Source organism: Treponema sp. (assembly GCF_051883275.1).
In the GTDB taxonomy this organism is placed as follows: Bacteria; Spirochaetota; Spirochaetia; order Treponematales; family Treponemataceae; genus Treponema_D.
This window is the reverse complement of the sequence record NZ_JBJETK010000037.1, coordinates 61,287-79,835: the sequence shown is the minus strand read 5'-3', so window position 1 is coordinate 79,835 and position 18,549 is coordinate 61,287. Positions and strand designations below refer to the sequence as shown.

15 protein-coding genes are annotated in these 18,549 nt (G+C 43.6%); 9 read left to right on the top strand and 6 right to left on the bottom strand.

Annotated elements, in window-relative coordinates:
• Positions 1-67 precede the first annotated feature (67 nt).
• Genes miaB through folD form a run of 3 tightly spaced genes read right to left on the bottom strand, consistent with a single transcriptional unit; the run spans position 68 to position 3,165 of the window.
• Positions 68-1,450, bottom strand: coding sequence for a tRNA (N6-isopentenyl adenosine(37)-C2)-methylthiotransferase MiaB (gene miaB / locus ACI4L0_RS05850; RefSeq protein WP_439799233.1), 1,383 nt, complete (start codon positions 1,448-1,450; stop codon positions 68-70).
• 51 nt (positions 1,451-1,501) lie between these two features.
• Complete coding sequence (folE2, locus tag ACI4L0_RS05845; protein ID WP_439799232.1) at positions 1,502-2,287, bottom strand: GTP cyclohydrolase FolE2; 786 nt, start codon at positions 2,285-2,287, stop codon at positions 1,502-1,504.
• Complete coding sequence (gene folD / locus ACI4L0_RS05840; RefSeq protein ID WP_439799231.1) at positions 2,284-3,165, bottom strand: bifunctional methylenetetrahydrofolate dehydrogenase/methenyltetrahydrofolate cyclohydrolase FolD; 882 nt, start codon at positions 3,163-3,165, stop codon at positions 2,284-2,286. Before folD ends, folE2 begins: the two co-directional genes overlap by 4 nt.
• Positions 3,166-3,542: 377 nt before the next feature.
• Here folD and ACI4L0_RS05835 point away from each other — a divergent pair, with 377 nt between their 5' ends.
• The 8 genes from ACI4L0_RS05835 (at position 3,543) to ACI4L0_RS05800 (ending at position 12,987) form a co-directional block, all read left to right on the top strand.
• The gene (locus ACI4L0_RS05835) at positions 3,543-4,217 is read left to right on the top strand and encodes a TP0733 family outer membrane beta-barrel protein (protein ID WP_439799230.1); all 675 of its coding nucleotides are present in this window, start codon (positions 3,543-3,545) and stop codon (positions 4,215-4,217) included.
• Positions 4,218-4,233: 16 nt separating this feature from the next.
• Positions 4,234-5,433 (top strand): hypothetical protein, encoded by a 1,200-nt coding sequence (locus ACI4L0_RS05830; RefSeq protein ID WP_439799229.1) that lies wholly within the window; start codon positions 4,234-4,236, stop codon positions 5,431-5,433.
• Between the two features lie 8 nt (positions 5,434-5,441).
• The gene (locus tag ACI4L0_RS05825) at positions 5,442-7,877 is read left to right on the top strand and encodes an AAA family ATPase (RefSeq protein ID WP_439799228.1); all 2,436 of its coding nucleotides are present in this window, start codon (positions 5,442-5,444) and stop codon (positions 7,875-7,877) included.
• Positions 7,878-7,949: 72 nt separating this feature from the next.
• Positions 7,950-8,702, top strand: coding sequence for a tRNA1(Val) (adenine(37)-N6)-methyltransferase (locus tag ACI4L0_RS05820; protein ID WP_439799227.1), 753 nt, complete (start codon positions 7,950-7,952; stop codon positions 8,700-8,702).
• Entirely contained in the window at positions 8,692-9,618 is a 927-nt protein-coding gene (locus ACI4L0_RS05815) for a TIGR01212 family radical SAM protein (protein ID WP_439799226.1), read from the top strand. Before ACI4L0_RS05820 ends, ACI4L0_RS05815 begins: the two co-directional genes overlap by 11 nt.
• A gap of 50 nt (positions 9,619-9,668) precedes the next feature.
• Complete coding sequence (gene gap / locus ACI4L0_RS05810) at positions 9,669-10,697, top strand: type I glyceraldehyde-3-phosphate dehydrogenase (RefSeq protein WP_439799225.1); 1,029 nt, start codon at positions 9,669-9,671, stop codon at positions 10,695-10,697.
• 124 nt (positions 10,698-10,821) lie between these two features.
• Entirely contained in the window at positions 10,822-12,039 is a 1,218-nt protein-coding gene (locus ACI4L0_RS05805) for an acyltransferase family protein (protein WP_439799224.1), read from the top strand.
• Positions 12,040-12,147: 108 nt separating this feature from the next.
• Positions 12,148-12,987 (top strand): TIGR02452 family protein, encoded by an 840-nt coding sequence (locus tag ACI4L0_RS05800; protein ID WP_439799223.1) that lies wholly within the window; start codon positions 12,148-12,150, stop codon positions 12,985-12,987.
• Positions 12,988-13,391: 404 nt separating this feature from the next.
• Here the strand turns inward: ACI4L0_RS05800 and ACI4L0_RS05795 are convergent, their stop codons facing one another.
• Entirely contained in the window at positions 13,392-14,420 is a 1,029-nt protein-coding gene (locus ACI4L0_RS05795; protein WP_439799222.1) for an NAD-dependent epimerase/dehydratase family protein, read from the bottom strand.
• Positions 14,421-14,649: 229 nt separating this feature from the next.
• Between ACI4L0_RS05795 and ACI4L0_RS05790 the strand changes: the two genes are divergently transcribed.
• Positions 14,650-15,666: a glycosyltransferase gene (locus ACI4L0_RS05790; RefSeq protein WP_439799221.1), complete on the top strand. Its 1,017-nt coding sequence runs from the start codon at positions 14,650-14,652 to the stop codon at positions 15,664-15,666.
• 115 nt (positions 15,667-15,781) lie between these two features.
• Here the strand turns inward: ACI4L0_RS05790 and ACI4L0_RS05785 are convergent, their stop codons facing one another.
• Positions 15,782-17,749, bottom strand: coding sequence for a FapA family protein (locus ACI4L0_RS05785; RefSeq protein ID WP_439799220.1), 1,968 nt, complete (start codon positions 17,747-17,749; stop codon positions 15,782-15,784).
• Between the two features lie 8 nt (positions 17,750-17,757).
• The gene (gene whiG / locus ACI4L0_RS05780) at positions 17,758-18,546 is read right to left on the bottom strand and encodes an RNA polymerase sigma factor WhiG (protein ID WP_439799219.1); all 789 of its coding nucleotides are present in this window, start codon (positions 18,544-18,546) and stop codon (positions 17,758-17,760) included.
• Between the last annotated feature and the right edge of the window lie 3 nt (positions 18,547-18,549).

The window sequence follows — 18,549 nt, the reverse complement described above, 5'->3', positions numbered from 1 at the left end:
CTTCAAGGGAAAAACAACAAAAACTCAAGGTTCATCAATAGAAATTCCTGAAATTTTTTCATGCGGCTCAAGACTCAAGAGTGCCCCGGAAAGTGTTTCCGTTCAGACTGTCTATGCGGACCTGCGCAAATTTTCCGATGAGCGAAGCAGGAGATTCAAATGCCACACGCTCGTTCTGCCCGGTTTTTCCCAAAAGCTCCCTGGCATTGTCACGGCTCACAATATCCGCAAGCACACGCACAGTTTTTCCCACCTGGTGCTCCATTACTTTCCTGGTTATTCCAAGCTGAATGTCTATTATCCGCTGAAGCCGCTCTTTTTTTACCTCAAGCGGAATCTGATTTTCCATACGGGCAGCCGGCGTTCCTTCGCGCGGATTATAGTAGTACATAAAGGCGCTTTCAAATTCAACCTGCCGCATAAGCGAAGCGACCTGCTCAAAATCCTCGTCAGTTTCCCCGGGGAACCCAAGCATAATGTCGGTTGTAAGCTGAACATCGGGAATACGGGCGCGGATTTTTTCCACCAGCGAAAGATACTGGCTCCGTGTGTATTTGCGGTTCATCGCCTTGAGAATTGCATCAGAGCCGTGCTGGACAGCAATGTGAAGCCCCCTGCACACCCGGCTTTCCCGGGCGATTGTTTCTATAAGCTCGTCTGAAAAATCCTTGGGGTTGCTGGACTCAAAGCGAATCCATTCAATGCAGGAGCCGGTCTTGTCCAGATGGCGGCATATTTTTTCAAGCAGCGAGGGGAAATTTTCTCCGCTTCCATCATTGTATGAATTCACATTCTGGCCAAGCAGAGTGATTTCCTTTACACCGCGAGCACCCAGAACATCAAGTTCATGCAGAATCTGGTCAAGCGGACGGCTCACTTCCCTGCCGCGCACATAGGGAACAATACAGTACGAGCAGAAATTGTTGCATCCGTGCATAATCGGAACAAAGGTGGAAAAAGCCCCCTCTTCATAGGAAGTTTCAGCAAACACATAAACAGGCTCTTCGTCAGTCTGAATATAGCGGCGGCCTTCCTCCACAGCCTGAATTATTTCGCCGAATTTATTTTTTGCAAAAGTTCCAACTACATAGTCAACACAGGGCCACTGCTTCTGAAGTGACTTTAAAAGCCGCTCCGCCATGCAGCCCATTACAACCAGCGTAAGGGGAACAGGGCCGTTTTTTTCCGCATATTCCGCCGCAATCTCCATGCTCCGCCTCTTGGCATCGGGAGCGCACATACGGACTTTCTTCAGGCCTGAAAAAAATCCCAGCCGCCCGAAAATCCGCTCCTCCGCAGAGCCGCGCACAGAGCATGTATTTATCACGACCATGTCCGCAAGCTGAACAGACTCAGCCTTCTTCCATCCGCGCGAAATCAAAATCTGCTCAACGGAAGCGCTTTCCGCTATGTTCATCTCGCAGCCGTAAGTTTCAAAAAAATAAGTCATTTCTATATTATAGAGAATACAAAGCACGGCCGCAAGCACAGCCCCGGAACTTTAACTTCCGCTGAATTCCGCGCAGGCATAGGCATTGTGGTTGTGAATGCTCTCAAAATTCTTACATTCCACCTGAAACCAGGCAAAGGGCTTTTCGCTCTTGCTGAAATTTCTTAAAGCCAGATACACTTCGCGCACAACGTCCTCCACAAAACGCGGATTATCGTAGGCATGCTCCGTTACAAATTTTTCATCCGGGCGTTTCAGAATGCTGTACAGTCCGCTGCTCGCGCTGCCTTCAACTGCCTCAATGACATCTTCAATCCAGAACAGGCTGGAATTCCTGAGCTTTACAGTGACAATGCCGCGCTGGTTGTGCGCTCCGTAGCTGCTGATTGCCTTTGAGCAGGGACACAGAGTTGTAACCGGCACTTCAATTTTCAAAGTGAAATTCTGGCCGCCGCCCGACACTTCGCCCTCGTAGGTACAGCGATAGCTCATTATGCTTTCCGCGCCGCTAACAGGGGCATTCTTCTTCATAAAAAACGGAAACTCCATGGAGCCGAACGCGCGCTCTGCATCAAGGCTCGCCCTGATTTCCTCCAGCATTGAAAGAAACTGGCGCATTCCGAGGTTTCTGCGGTGGCGGTGGAAAATTTCTATAAACCGGGACATGTGGGTTCCCTTGTAGTTATGCGGAAGGTTCACAAAAAGATTTACATCGGCGCACGTGCACTGCGTTCCTTCAGTCTTGTCAAGCACCTGCACGGGATAGCTCAAGTCTGTAACGCCGACCTTCTGAAGCGGAATCTCCCGTGTATCCTGTGAATTCTGTATATCAATCATTTTCCGCCAAGCGTCTGCCGTGCGCTTTCCAATGTGTTGAAAATCAGCATAGCGATTGTCATAGGCCCGACTCCGCCCGGAACAGGAGTTATAAAGCCGGCAACTTTTTTTGCGCCCTCAAAGTCAACATCGCCGCATAGCCTGAATCCGCTTTTCCGTGATGAATCAGGAATTCTGTTTACGCCCACATCGATTACAGCGGCACCGGGCTTTATCATGTCCGCAGTGACTGTGTTCGGACGGCCGGAAGCCACAATCAGAATATCCGCGCGCCGTGTAAAGTCCGCAAGATTTTTTGTGCCTGTGTGGCAGATTGTAACTGTCGCATTGAATTCCTTCCTGAGCATAAGAAGCGCCATTGGCTTTCCCACAATGTTGCTTCTTCCGACAACAACAACATTTTTTCCGTCTGTTTCAATTCCGGTCTTTTTGAGCAGCACTGTGATTCCGTTCGGAGTGCAGGGAAGAAATCCCTTTTCGCCTGAAACAAGCTTTCCGACATTCACAGGATGAAAGCCGTCCACATCCTTTGCGGGGCTTATCGCATCTGTAACCGCCTTTTCGCTGATATGCGGAGGAAGTGGAAGCTGCACAAGAATTCCGTGCACGCTGCTGTCATTGTTAAGCTTTTCGATTATGCCCAAAAGCTCCTGCTCCGTTGTGCTTTCAGGAAGCTCTATGCTTCTGTCCTCCATTCCGGCTTCACAGAGAGCCTTTCGCTTTCCGCTGACATAGCTCACACTCGCAGGATTGTTTCCCACAAGAATCACGGCAAGACAGGGAACAACACCGCGCTTTTTCAGAGTGCTGACACTGTCCGCCACATCAGCCTTTACCCGGGCTGCGATTTCCTTTCCGTCTATAATTGTAGCTTCCATCTGTAACCTTCCTTTTATATTTTTTCTTTAATTCCTAGAGGAAACCCCGAAGAGCCGAAGTCTTTTCAAGATAACTTTAAATTCGATGTTATCCTCAGGGAAATCAAAAACGCAAGCGCGGTCAGATTTTATCCAGCCTGCCAGATTGATAAAATCATGAAAAGCGGATATACTTCCGATATTGCTCAAGGATTCAGTTGCAAAGCTGACCACCTCAAGCGTTAATCTGAACTTCCCTAAGCATAATATAGAAAAACAGAATAAATTGCCATAGAAGAATATGGGAACCTAAAAAACTTCAGGTTTTATTAGGACACTGGATAATACTAATGTGACTATCCGGTTTGACAATAAAAAATGAGAACTAAGGAAATTGTATGAAACGTTTGATTACGCTCTTCTGCGTAGGAATTATAGGGATTTATTTTTCTGCCGCACAGGCTTCCCTTCCAAAGACAATATTCTCGCAGACAGCAAAGGAAGAAGACAACACTGATGACGGAGATGAATACATCGAGGACGACATCACTTTTGACCTGGGCATGAACCTTCCTGGCGACCAGTATATAAAGCTTGCAATCGGTGTTTCCGTTCCTATTAATTTTCCTGACATTCAGTCAGCGATCCACGGAGACGGACAGCTTAAAATAGGCGGAATGGGAACAATCGGCTACCATTATTTTCTTACCTCCAAAGTTGCGCTCGGCTTTGACATAAGCTTCGGGTTCAACGTTTCCATAGGCAACCATGTCTTCAACTATGTGCCGTTTATAACTTCGCTCACTTATCAGCCGGTTGCAGGAAGATTTGAATTTCCGCTCACGCTCGGAATCGGCTTTGCATGGGAATCGTTCGGAGGAAAAAACTATTTTCCGGGATTTGTCCTGAAGCCGGAGGCAGGAACAATGTTCAGGCTCACAGAAAGCTGGTCGCTCGGAGCTGAAGCTTCTTATCTGCTCATGCCGCAGTTTTCCGCCTGGTACAATGATGATGCTGAAAATTTCGCGGGACAGTTTCTTACGCTCAGTGTAGCAGCGCGATACCACTTTTAACTGAAAGGAAAAACAGATGAAAAAAGGAATTATAAACAGCATTTTTCTTGCGGCAGCCTTTTCAGCCTCACTTGCACTTACAGCCTGCCATGATGATATATACGGGGCAATCAACAACGAAGTAAAGCTCAACTCAAGCGGTCTGCGGGGCGACATCCATTCAATGGTTCATTACAAGAACTATCTTCTTACCTGCAACGGAAAAATTTACTACAAGACAAACCAGCCGTCTTATGTAACAGGAAAAACAAACGGACAATGGATAAAAACAACTTCCACACCGGGCGAAAAAGGCGACAACGATATTCCTGCCACTACATATTTTTTGGCGTCTGACAGCAACTACCTGTATGCGCTCACATATACATGGAAAGAAAACGACGACGGAGAAAATGAGCCTTCAAAGGCAACTCTGTATGCAACAGACTCAGATCCAAGCCAGGGGCTTGATTGGAAAGAAGTTCCGCTTCCGGAAAACGCAGCCAATGATTATGGAAACGTAAAAATTCTGTTTGACAACAAATATTTTTCTCCAGAAAGCAGCACAGTAAATCTTGTCAACAGAAGCGCATTCGCACGAATACGAACAAACACTTCTTTATACGGAATATATAAACTTGATGGAACTACGCTAAATAAAATAGACCCAACCAACGATAGCGACAACTATCAGGTAATTGACGACACCAATGCTCAGAATATAATTTCCGCCTGCTATTTTAATGGAAAAACATATTTTTCTCCGTATTATGCAATGACATCAAACAGCAACTATCTTTATTATTCAAAGACAAGAACAAGCAGCAATAACGTAGACCGCGATTCAAAGCTTTACTATCGTAATGCAAGCAATGAAGAAACTGCCGTTGACCCTGACAAAGGCGGAATTCTTTCCATGGCAGCTGCAAAAGATTATATTCTTCTTGGAACATCAAGCGGTCTTGCAAGAGCTTCAATCGACAGCAGCGGAAAGCCAACAGACCGCTATCCTAAAATGCCGAGCAACGGAGAATCTGTCATCTCTGAATATGTGTTTATGGTATTTATTCTGGATCCTGGCAGGCAGGAAGGCTCTTCAAATCCTGAAATCGGAACAGATGAATACGCATCCTCTACAATATATGGTTCAATCCGCTCAAGCTCCGATTCATGGGACGACACAGGACTTTATGCCTGGTACCCTTCAGAAAACGAATGGAACCGCGACGGAGACTAGCCGGTTAAATGGACGAGCTTTTTTCTAGTGCAGGCGGAGCGCATGAGCCTCTTGCGGCAAGAATGAGACCGAGGACACTCGATGAGTATATCGGACAGGAGCATATTGTCGGCAAGGGAAGGCTTCTTCGAAGGGCGATTGCGGCGGATCAGCTGACATCCGTAATTTTCTACGGCCCTCCCGGCACAGGAAAAACAACCCTTGCGCGAGTAGTCGCCAATCACACAAGCTCCAACTTTATAACGCTGAATGCGGTGCTTACAGGCGTTGCGGACATCAGAAAGTCAATCTCGGACGCGGAAACCCAGAAAAATCTCTACAAGCGCAAGACAATTCTTTTTGTAGACGAAGTTCACCGCTGGAACAAAAGCCAGCAGGATGCTCTTCTTCCCTGGGTTGAAAACGGAACTTTTATTCTTATAGGCGCAACAACAGAAAATCCCTTTTTTGAAGTGAACAAGGCTCTTGTGTCCCGCAGCAGAGTTTTTCAGCTCAAGCCGCTCACAAAAACCGACCTTCTAAAAGCCGCACATCAGGCTTTGTCTGACACAGAGCGCGGCTACGGAAAATGGAAAGTGGAATTTGAACAAGGCGCGCTGGAGCATCTTATTGAAACAGCAAATGGAGATGCCAGAAGCCTTTTAAATGCGCTGGAGCTTGCAGTCGAAACAACACCAGAAAAATGGCCGCCAAGCCAGGGAAGCACAATTTATATTTCGCGTGAAGCATGCGAGGAATCCATACAGAAAAAAGTTGTGCTCTATGACCGTGACGGCGACTACCACTACGATATAATATCGGCGTTTATAAAAAGCCTGCGCGGACGAGATCCTGATGCCGCCTGCTACTGGCTTGCAAGAATGGTAAAGGCCGGAGAAGATCCCCATTTTATTTTCAGGCGGATGCTGATTTCAGCATGCGAAGATACAGGCCTTGCAGACCCCAATGCAGTTTCAATAGTTGAAAGCTGCGCCGCAGCCTTTGACCGCGTGGGGCTTCCGGAAGGCAGATATTTTCTCACCCATGCGGCTCTGTATCTTGCCACTGCGCCAAAATCAAATTCAGCAATGGCTTTTTTTGATGCTCTTTCATCAGTGGAAAAAGAAGATGCCGATGTTCCAAACCATCTGCGTGATGCCTCAAGGGATGCGGAAGGATTCGGACACGGAGCAGGCTATCTTTATCCCCATGCCTACAAAGACCACTGGATTGCCCAGCAATATCTCCCGGACTCTCTTGTTGGAAAAGTATTCTACACGCCGTCCACACAGGGCTACGAAGCCGCCATCAGAAAAGACATTCTTTCACGGCGCGAAGCCCAGATTGCCTCTATTCTTGAAGACAGCCAGCCGGACGAAACAGAAGCAGTAAATGCAATCTCAGACTGGTGGAAAGAAGCCGGACATTTCCACGGTCTAAAAAAAACAGGAGAAAACCTGACTTTCACCGCGGAAAATCCTGCAAAGAACGCTGCGCTAAAAAAAGGAGAAGCCCTCTGGAGAGCAAGACTTGAAACAAACCGCGCCCAGACACTCCTTGGAATAAGAAACGCAATGACAGAGGCCGCCGGCATTTTAAGATTCCACAGGTGCCTTGTTGCCAATGCTGATGATGCGCTCCTGCTGTTTGACCTTATACGCAAAACTCCGGAAGGCATAGTCTGCGGAATATGCAGAACGCAGGCAGGAATGGAATCCCTTTTGCGCTATGCGGCCACACTCGAAGACCTTGACCAGCCCAAGCTGTGCCTGAAGCAGAATTCGCTACGGGAATCCGTACTTTCGTTCGGAGACATTGAATTCGACCGTTTTTTTGCCCGGGACATTTTTTCCACACAGTCCGACATCGAAGACTTCTGCGCTTCTGTGAGCAGCGGATTTTTTGGCAGTGAAAAAATAAAGCGGGACATTTCATTCGGCATCGACGAAGTTCAGAACGGCACAAAGGAGCTTTTTCCATTTTTTGAAAAATCAGCAAGAATTGTAGTTTCCCAAAGAATTCCGTGCGCAGGCCAGCACCTGACAAAGCTCATCGAGGAAACACTTTTTGCAGAAAAAATTCCATCAGGGGAAATAAAAAAACTTTTAAAATCCTCGGAACAGGCGGAAACTGAATTTTTTGGAAGCCAGGCAAATCCACTTTTTTCATGGAATGAAGAAACCGTGAAATCTGTCTTTGAGCGCAACGGTTTTTCATGCCTGTACAAAACTTCTGTCATCACGGAAAAAAGAAAGGTCAGCCCGCAGGAAACCGACAAGTGGTTCAGCGCAGAAAATTCTTCGTACGGAAAATTTATGGAAAACCGGCTCGGGCAGGATGACTTCAAAAAAATAAAGGAGCTTTTTCTTCAGGCTTCGGAAAAAAATATTTTCAGCTGGAAAACAAAAAACGCGCTGTTTATAATAGAAGCTCCCGGGGAAACAACCCAGGCCAGCGCACATTAGGAATTGAAAAAATGCGAACTTTGAATATTCCAATTCTGATTATTCAGCGGTTAAAAAATTCAGCAGGGCAAAATGAATCTTAACGATGACGAAACACTTGAAGAGCTTCACACAGGAAACCTGCGCCTCATTCAGGGCAAAAAGGAATTCCGCTTTGGAATAGACGCGGTTTTGCTTTCCGCATTTGCAGGAACAAAAGGAAAACTGAGAGCGTGCGACCTCGGAAGCGGAAACGGCATAATTCCCCTTCTAATGACATCGCAGAATCCCGGACTTGAATTCGACTGCATAGAAATCCAGAAAAAAGCCGCGGACATGGCGGAAAGAACAATGAGGCTGAACGGGCTAAACGAAAAAATCAGAATTCACTGCGCCGACATAAAAGCTTCCCCTGCACTTCTTGGAAAAAACAGATTCGATATCGTAGTTTCAAATCCTCCGTACATCGAAGTTTCAGGCGGAAACACAAACCGCACCAAAAGCCTGTCTATAGCGCGCCACGAAATTTTATGCAGCCTTGAGGACATAATAAACGCCGCTTCCTGCCTGCTGAAGCCGCACGGAAAATTTTTTATAATCCATAAGCCGTTCCGCATTCCCCAGATTTTTATGCTGCTCCAAAAGCACAGCCTCGCTCCAAAAAGAATGCAGCTCGTATTTCCAACAGCCCAGAAAGAAGCTTCCATGGTAATGCTCGAATCTGAAAAATGCGCAAGACCCTACCTCAGGACAGAAAATCCGCTTGTAATCTACAATCCGGACGGAACCTACACAAGCCAGGTGAATAGAATTTACGGAAGAAGCACAGACGAAAATGAAATATAGAACACTCAACTCATACCTCAGGGAAAAATTCGGGTGCAAGGTTTACAAGCTTTCGCTTTCCACTGGATGCACCTGCCCCAACCGCGACGGAACAAAGGGCCACGGAGGCTGCACGTTTTGCTCGCAGGGCGGCTCGGGGGATTTTGCATCTCAGCCGGCTCCGGTGGAAATTCAGATTGAGCAGGCAAAGAAAATGGTTGACCGAAAATTCCCAAGGAAAATTCAGGAGGAAGAGCGGAAGTACATTGCATATTTCCAGTCATACACAAACACCTACACGGGAAACGGAATCACAGAAGAAAAACTCATCAGCATTTTTTCAGATGCCATAAAAAAGACTGAGATAGCGGCACTTTCAATCGGAACACGGCCTGACTGCATTTCACCTTCAATGCTGGAAAAACTCTGCGCACTGAACAGCATAAAGCCTGTGTGGATTGAGCTTGGACTTCAGACCATGCACGAAAAAACCGCGGCAAGAATAAACAGGTGCTACACGCTGAAGGAATTCGAAGACTGCTTTTTCAGGCTGAAATCATCCGGACTTGAAGTAATTGTGCATCTGATTCTAGGACTTCCGGGAGAAACCAAGGAACTCATGAAGCAGACGGTGAAATATGTGGCAAGCCTGAATCCTCCAGCAAACGGAATAAAACTTCAGCTCCTGCACATTCTCGAAGGAACAAAGCTTGCGCAGGAATACCGGGAAAATCCGTTTCCGCTTTTTGAGCTGGATGAATACTGCAAATTTATCTGCGAATGTCTTGAAATTCTTCCCAGCGAAATGGTTGTGCACAGAATAACAGGCGACGGTCCTAAAAAAATACTGATTGCCCCGCTCTGGTCCGCAGACAAGAAAACTGTTTTAAATACATTAAAGAAGAACATAGACAGCTTTATTGACAATAAAGATTAATAAGAATAAAATATTTATATAGAATTATTTATTCAAGGAGTTAACTTACCATGGTAAAAGTTGCTATCAACGGTTTCGGTCGTATTGGTCGTTTGGCATTCCGCCAGATGTTTGAAGCTGATGGTTACGAAGTTGTAGCTATCAACGATTTGACAAGCCCAAAAATGCTTGCTCATCTTTTGAAGTATGATACAGCACAGGGTGGTTTCTGCGGTCGTATCGGTGAAGGAAAACACACTGTATCTGCTACAGAAGATTCTATCATTGTTGATGGAAAAGAAATCAAAATTTCTGCAGAAAAAGATGCTGCTAACTGCCCTTGGGCAAAATATAATGTAGACGTTGTTCTTGAATGTACAGGTTTCTATACAGCAAAAGACAAAGCTGCAGCTCACATTACAGCTGGTGCTAAGAAAGTTGTTATTTCTGCTCCTGCAGGAAACGACCTTCCTACAATCGTTTACAATGTAAACCACACAACTCTTACAAAGAACGACAACATCATTTCTGCTGCTTCTTGTACAACAAACTGTCTTGCTCCAATGGCTAAAGCTCTTAATGATTATGCTCCAATTCAGAGCGGAATTATGTCTACAATCCACGCTTACACAGGTGACCAGATGATTCTTGACGGTCCGCAGCGCAAGGGTGACCTCCGCCGTTCACGTGCAGGTGCTCAGAACATCGTTCCAAACTCAACAGGTGCTGCAAAGGCTATCGGTCTTGTAATTCCTGAATTGAACGGAAAACTCATCGGTTCTGCTCAGCGTGTTCCAACACCTACAGGATCTACAACAATCCTTACTGCTGTTGTGAAAGGCAAAGACGTAACAAAAGAAGGAATCAATGCTGCAATGAAAGCTGCTGCAACAGAAAGCTTCGGTTACAACGAAGACGAAATCGTTTCTTCTGACGTTATCGGTATGAAATTCGGTTCTTTGTTCGATGCAACACAGACTATGGTTTCAAAAATCGACGATGACACATATCAGGTACAGGTTGTTTCTTGGTATGACAACGAAAACTCTTACACATCACAGATGGTAAGAACAATCAAATACTTTGCAGAAAACTGCTAAGTCAATTTGACTGATTTAAAAGGGCTCCTTTTACGGAGTCCTTTTTTGTTTTAAAATAACTGGTGTTCTTGTTTATATAAAAAAATCTGATATAATATTCAATTATTCACAACCAGAGGATAATATGAATTATATTTCAGTTTTTGTTTACGCAGTTTTCTTCGTTTCTTTTTTAATTGGAATTCAAACTGCTCCGCGCGGACAGTTCAGGACTGACTCGCTTTCTTTAGATGCGATGACTTCTTTAAAAGGCGTAATGGCAATTTTTGTTTTGTTCCACCACATTTCACAAAAGCAGGCATTTTTGGAAACGGGCACGCTTTCATTTTTTGCGGAAATCGGTTTTCTGTTTGTCGGCGTTTTTTTCTTTACTTCGGGCTATGGACTGTATAAAAGTTTTTCAACAAAGCCTGATTATTTAAAAGGATTTTTAAAGCGAAGGGTGCTTCCGATTGTATGTTCGTATTATGTGATGCTTGCAGTTTATGCAGTTTATTATGTAATTACGAAACCGGCTTTTGCATTGAGCGAATGGATTTGCAAACTGACAGGACTTGCCCTGATAAATTCGCAGAGCTGGTATGTTTACGTAATTTTGATTATGTACGTATCGTTCTATTTTATTTACAAAAATGAAAAGGCACAGAAACATTCAATTTTAATTTTTACTTTGATAACTTTAGTGCAGGGCGCGCTCTTCATCGTGTTAAAACATTTTCCCTGGTATGCAGGAGAAACAGGCTGGTGGAAAAATCCCGGCGTTTTTGCTTCTGTCCCCTGGTGGAAAAAGCCGTGCGCATTATTGTTTGAAGGCGAGTGGTGGGTCAATTCTACGATCTGCTTTGTGCTCGGACTTGCCGTTGCAAAATATGAAAAACAGTTTATGCAATGGGTTGAAAAAAAATATCCGCTTAAATTACTGACTGAAGTTTTGCTCTGTTCAATTTTTAATGCCGCAGGATTTTACTGTTTATGGAAGGTTGGCTACTGGACGGAATTTGCAGGAGAACTCGGAACTGCAAAAAAATTAATCTGTTACGTTGCGCAGAATTTTCAGGTTCTTTCTGTAGTTCTTCTTATAATAATTTTGATGAGAAAATTTTATGTCAAAAACAGGTTCTATAATTTTTTTGGAAAAATAAGCCTTGAAGTTTATCTTATGCAGGAGATGGTTTTGTTCAGCTGGGCATATCTGATTGAATCTGAAAATGAGCCTGTCATTTCTTCTGAAAATCTGAACATTGCGCTTTATGCTCTCGTTGTCGTCGTGACTGTGTTGTGCTCGGCAATTATATACAGAACGATAAACGTGAAGATTGCAGAAAAAATAAAGAGATGCTGATGAATTTGCTGCAAACATTGATGACTGTATTTCTTGTTACATTGCAAATGTGCTTAAAAACTTAAGCCCGAAGTTTATGCTCTTATTGATTTTTTATCGGAGAACACAATGAACGGAACAAAAGCAAACTTTTTGAACGAAAGAAAAACCTTAAAAGAAATCTTTTCCGACACGCAAAAGATGTATTCCGAACATCAGGTTTTAGCCGGCGCCTGTGCCGAAACACGCAAAAACGAAAAACTGTACCTGGCGCAAGAGGAAATTTCGTTTAAAAAAAACAGGTTTTCAGAAAGTGCCGATATTTTTCTTTCTAAAAAACGCACGTTCAAGGCGGCGGCAGACTATGCACGAAAAGGGATAAAAACCTGCGTTCTGAATTTTGCAAACAGTTTTTCTCCAGGCGGAACCGTGTGTGTGTCAAAAACGCAGGAAGAATGTCTTTGCCGAAGTTCAACTTTGTACGATTCGCTTACAACCCAAACTATGATTGACAATTTTTACAACAAGCACTGTCAAGACGACAATCCGCTCGGAACGGACGACATAATTTTTTCTCCGGGCGTAAAGGTTTTTAAAACAGACGAAATTTACGCTGAACTGATGGACGAATCCGAATGGTTCGATGTCGACGTAATCACCTGCGCCGCTCCGTGCCTTTTTGAAGATTCTGACACTCAGGAAATTTCGGACGACGAACTTTCCGCACTTTTAGAAAGCCGCTTCCGCAAAATCGCCTCTGTGGCAGCCGCAAACTGTGATGACGTTCTCATTCTCGGTGCATTCGGTTGCGGCGCATTCAGAAACCCGCCCGAACTGGTCGCCAGAACCGCCCGCAAAATCCTGACCGAATACGCATATTCTTTTAAAACCGTAGAATTTGCCGTATGGTGCGCAGAATACGAAACCGAAAACTACAGGGCGTTCAAAAAATATTTTTCCGAGCGGTGATTTTTTTCATTCCCTGATACTTCTTTCTATGCTAAAACTAAAAAATATAAACAAATATAATAAACTTTCAACAAGAAAAATTGTTCATTCATATTTGAAAAACAAATTCCTATTATAATTGAAAAAAAGTTCTCCTGTTGATTCAAAATCTGTTTATAAATTTGTCTATAGCCAAGAGTTTTTCCTAAGCAACAACATCAAGGCAATTTCAGAAATCGCATAAAATTCAGTTAAGTCATTTCATCTTTTTGAACCGCCTTATTTCCAAGTCATTGACTTCATTTTTATGTTGATACAAAAAAATAAATCAAAAACATCAAAACCGGTGGCGTCATTCTGCGAAAACAACCTGCCACAACAAGCAAGAAAATTCAGAGAAAATTATCACACATGCCTTATTCAGCTCAGCGCTTTTCTTTATACGTTTTATACCATTCAGCAAATTTAGCAAGCCCATCAGCCAAAGACGTTTCAGGCTTAAAGCCAAAATCATTTTCAAGGTCTGAAACATCGGCATAAGTCTGATAAACATCTCCCGGCTGCATAGGCAAAAGTTCCTTTTTACCAGGAGCAGAAATAATGTTTTCCTTTATAAGACAGTTTTCCAATGTCTCCACAAAATGCATAAGACTTTCAGGACGGCTGTTGCCAATATTATATATTTTATAAAGCGCTCCATCTTCAGTGGAATCAGGAACTTTTCGCATAACAGCAGAAACACCTTTCACAATATCATCAATGTAGGTAAAATCCCGATACATATCGCCATTATTATAAATCTGAATGGACTCTCCTTTCACAAGTTTTTCCGTGAACTTAAAATAAGCCATATCAGGACGTCCCATCGGACCGTAAACTGTAAAAAAGCGCAAGCCAGTGCAGGGAATTGAATACAGTTTTGAATATGCATGGGCAAAAAGTTCATTGCTTTTCTTTGTGGCAGCATAAAGACTCACAGGATTGTCAACCTTGTCATCAGTTGAATAGGGAACTTTTTTATTTGAGCCATAGACACTACTTGAAGATGCAAAAACCAGATGCTCAACAGCATTTTTTCTGCAACATTCAAGAATATTATAGAACCCGATAATATTCGAATGAATATAGGCATCAGGATTGTCTATTGAATACCTCACGCCAGCCTGCGCAGCAAGGTTCACTACCACAGAAGGCTTGTGCTGCTCAAACAGAGTATCAAGCAGAGTTCTGTCAGCAATATCGCCCTTTACAAAAGTAAACTCTCCGCCAAGCGAAGAAATCATATCAAGACGTTTCTGCTTGAGAGAAACATCATAGTAATCCGTTATGCAGTCGATACCCACAATTTTTATGCCGGAAACAGTTTCAAGAAGATTCTTACACAGAAAGCTTCCTATAAATCCCGCAGCTCCTGTAACTAAAACAGTTTTATTTTCAAGTGAAATTTTTTTCATGAAAAACATTATACTTTCTTTTAGAAAAAAAGTATATCCCAAGAATTCCGCAGGTGCTCTTAAAAAATCATTAAAAATAACTTTTAAAGCTTTCCTATAGTTCACCTGAAACATTTTTTATGCAATAATAGGGCAGCTTGCAAAATGCTGATTAGCACTTGAGCAATCAATCATTTCTTGCTGTTTTAGTTTTTGAAACGCCACAAGACAGCAGCGCAAAGGAGCGTTTATGACTTATGTTTATGTTCTGGTTTCAGATGAAAATGATTTGTATTACGAGCAGGCGCTCATGTCTGTGTATTCACTCTGGAACCTTACCCCAAAAGCGAACATCACAATTCTGACTGACAACAAAACCTTCGGCACATTTACGGGGAAGCGCGAGGCGATAAAAAAATACGCCACAAAAATAATCCCGGTTTCATTCGACCTAAAAACCGGAAAAGCCGAACGCTCACGCCTTATAAAAACCTCAATTCCTAAGTACATCAGCGATGACTTTTTGTATATCGACTGCGACACAATCATTGCGGATGATCTTTCTTCAATAGAAAACTGTCCGTACACCACAGCCGGAGTTCTTGATGGACACGTGATGCTTGCAGAGCATATACACAGAAAATATTTTCTGGCGCGCGACAAAAAGCTCGGATTCAAGGGAACAAAGGAAGCTGGATGCAATATAAACGGCGGCGTGATTTTCTGTAGAAATTCAGAGGAAGGAAGAAAGCTTTTCAAGGAATGGAATGAAGCATGGAAATTTTCAGCATACAAAAAACATGATCTTCACGACCAGAGCGCATTGAATGAAGCCAATTTCAGAACAGGGCTTAAAATGAAGCTTCTCAGCGGAGAATGGAACTGCCAGCCAAGCCACGGAGGACTCGCCTTTCTCAAGACCGCTAAAATCATCCACTACTATTCCAGTGAATTCAGCGGAAAAAACTATGTGCCGTATTACAAGCTCGCGGACAAATCAATCCAGCTCAAAGTAAGGAATTCAGAAGATATTCCGGACAGCATAAAGACAATGATAAATGAGGCGAAATTCCAGTTCAACAAGGTGCATCTTATAAATGACAGCAGGATTGTAAGCATAATGCAAAGTCCGCTAGTTTTCACGCTTGCAGATATAAAGGCAAAACTTCCATGGCTGTTTACATTCATGGAAAACACAATGTCATTTATCAGGACACTCGGAAAAAAACTGAAAAATACAGCGCGCAAGAATCAAAATAATATATAAAAATTGCTGCCGGCACTGAATAGCCACATCCGGTCTATTCAGTGTTTTTGCAGAAAATTCAGTTCCAAAAAGCCTTATGGAAAAACTAAAAAAACTTCAGATCTTCGGTTTTTCCTTATTTAAATCCATCAGGCTTTTCAACTTCCTCCGCATCCTGAGCAGGCTCATATTTCTTGCGCTTTACAAAGCCGCTGTCAAAGTAAAAGGTAACCGCCTTACATTCACTGCGAACCTCATCGATTTCATCGCGGACAAGAATTTTTGCGCCGGGATAAACAGTTCCGCTGGCATTGACACAGCCGACAACTTTCAGCTCCCTGTTGTGCGCATTGATTTCATTTATTTCAGCGGACATTTTTTCACTTGAATCCATCAGCTCGACACGCTGGGTTCTAAGGTTCGCAAGGGTTTCCTCTTTTTCCTTTGGAAGAGAACGCCTGACTTTTTTCTGGTTTTCCAGTGTAGAAATATTAAGGTCGACTTCCTCAAGCTGCTTCACCACATTCGACTGCAATTCCTGAAGTTCCTGAAGCCGAAGCTTAGCCTTGGGATCAAATCCAACCTCAAGAATTGTTTCGATTCCGCCGCCGGAAGAACCGATGTTCTTAGCCGTAATTTCCTCAGTGGCAAAAAGGTGACCTCCGATAATAGAAGCCCTTTTTCCCTTTAAAAGAATTTTTTTCATCGCAGTGACATTGCTGTTCATGATATTATCATTCACAACAACATATTCCTCTGCGGTAACCTTTACATTCTGAAGGAAGCGCGCCCAGACGGATTTGCTCGTGATTATTTCACCCTCATCGCGTCCCATCACACCCTGGGAAATAACAATGTCGCCTCCCGCCTCAATGCGGCAGTTTCCTACGGAGCCGTAAATTTCAATATTTCCGTCAGCCTTTATATTAAATCCATCCTCAACATTTCCACGGCAGACAACAGTTCCCATATATCTAATATTTCCAGACTTGATATTAACGCCTGGAACTTCATATACTTCCTCAACCGTAATCTTATCGCCGACTAAAATTACATTTCCGTTCTTTTCCGCTACGATTGTGCGTCCGTCCTTATCGAGCCGTGTATTCTGGCCAAGCGGAATAGGTATGTCTTTTCCGTTTTTGGCTTCAAGACATCGACCAAAAACAGTCTTTCCAACTTTTCCACGCTGCGGAAGAATTTTCTTGGCAAGAGGCTGGCCGGCAACAACATTCTCAATAAGATTCAGCTCCTTGAAGTCAACCTGTCCATTTGCAGTTTCCTTAAGCCTGAGCTTTGTCTTGTCAGTTTTAAAATTGTATTCAATGTAGGCATCTGTTCCGTTCACAGGAAGAACAGCGGCCGCAACAAGATAAGGAATATTGTAAACAGGAGTGTCAACAAAGGAATTTATTTTTTCCTCATCGATTCCTGCGCAAACACCCTGAGTCTTCAATGCGCTCTTTATATTTTCCGCAGAAATTTCAGAACCGCCTGATGACGGAGGCGAAACTGTGATAGTAACCTGCATTTCATCCTTTGAGATGTCAACTGCCATTACAGCATCGCAGGCAGGCACATGGGTAAACTGTCCGACATCCACATATTTATCTTCAGTTCCCTCGGAGGCCAGTTTTTTCAAAAGCTTTTCATCAAGCGAAATATTATCAGGACGGCGGGCTTCATTTAAAAGATCGGAAGCTTCTATTGGGCTTCCATTTCCCTTTGGCAATGTAACTTTTACAAATATATGCGAGCCGAATCTATGCACATAGAACATTCCGTCAACTTTTTCATTTTCCAGAACGCCTGTGTCGGACTGAGTTCCGCCAAGGGAAGCTGCCTCCATTGCCTTTTTCTTGCGGATTATGCTTGGATTCTCGTAGACACGGATTCTCCACGGCTTTTTCATAAGCCCTGCGATTCCCTGGCAGCCTTTTTCAATAACCTCGTATTCAAGATTGTTTTTCTTGGAGCCAAGCTGAACAGAAGCATCGTCAAGACATTCATCCAGAGTATCCGCACGGACTTCCACGGTATGGATATTTTTATCAAAAGCGAGCTGTTTTTCCATCTCCAGCCTAAGTTTATCAAGCGTTACCATAAAATTCCTTAAAAAATTCCTTTCCGGACACTTGTAAGCTTTGCGCGCAGACGAAGATTTGCCTTTGAATGGAGCTGGCTTATGCGGCTTTCGCTTACATTGAGAACCTGCCCTATTTCCTTAAAAGACAAATCCTCATGATAATAAAGAACTATAACCATTTTTTCGTTTTTAGGAAGTTCATTTATAGCCTGTATTATAACCCTGCGGATTTCCTCGCGCTCAACAATCACATCAGGATTCAAGCTGTTTGGAGCCTCTATGCTGTCGCCGATTGAAACATGCTCGCTTTCATCGCCCGAATACCACACATCGTTCAGGGATAGAACACTCGTTCCGCTCACTTTCATGACAGCGGTCTGATATTCACTTTCGGTCATATTCATTGCCTTGGCAATTTCCGCATCAGATGCAGTGCGCCCCAGCTTTGACTCAAGCTCAATAATTGTGTCTTCTATTTCCCTTGATTTCTGGCGGACTGAGCGCGGAACCCAGTCAAGTTCCCTGAGCTCATCAAAAATTGCGCCGCGGATTCTGGTTGTGGCATAGGTCTTGAATTTTACGCCCTTGTCTATGTCAAATTTATTTATAGCATCCAAAAGCCCGAACTGACCGAAGCCAACAAGATCATCAAATTCAACACTGTCAGGCATTCCTGTTGAAACACGGCCTGCAACCCACTTTACAAGCGGCATATACTGGCGGATTAAACGATCCCTTATTGCGACAGATTTTGTTTTTTTATACTCATGCCAAAGCTCGGCTTCTTCATTCTCTTCTAAAATTTGATTTACCATGTA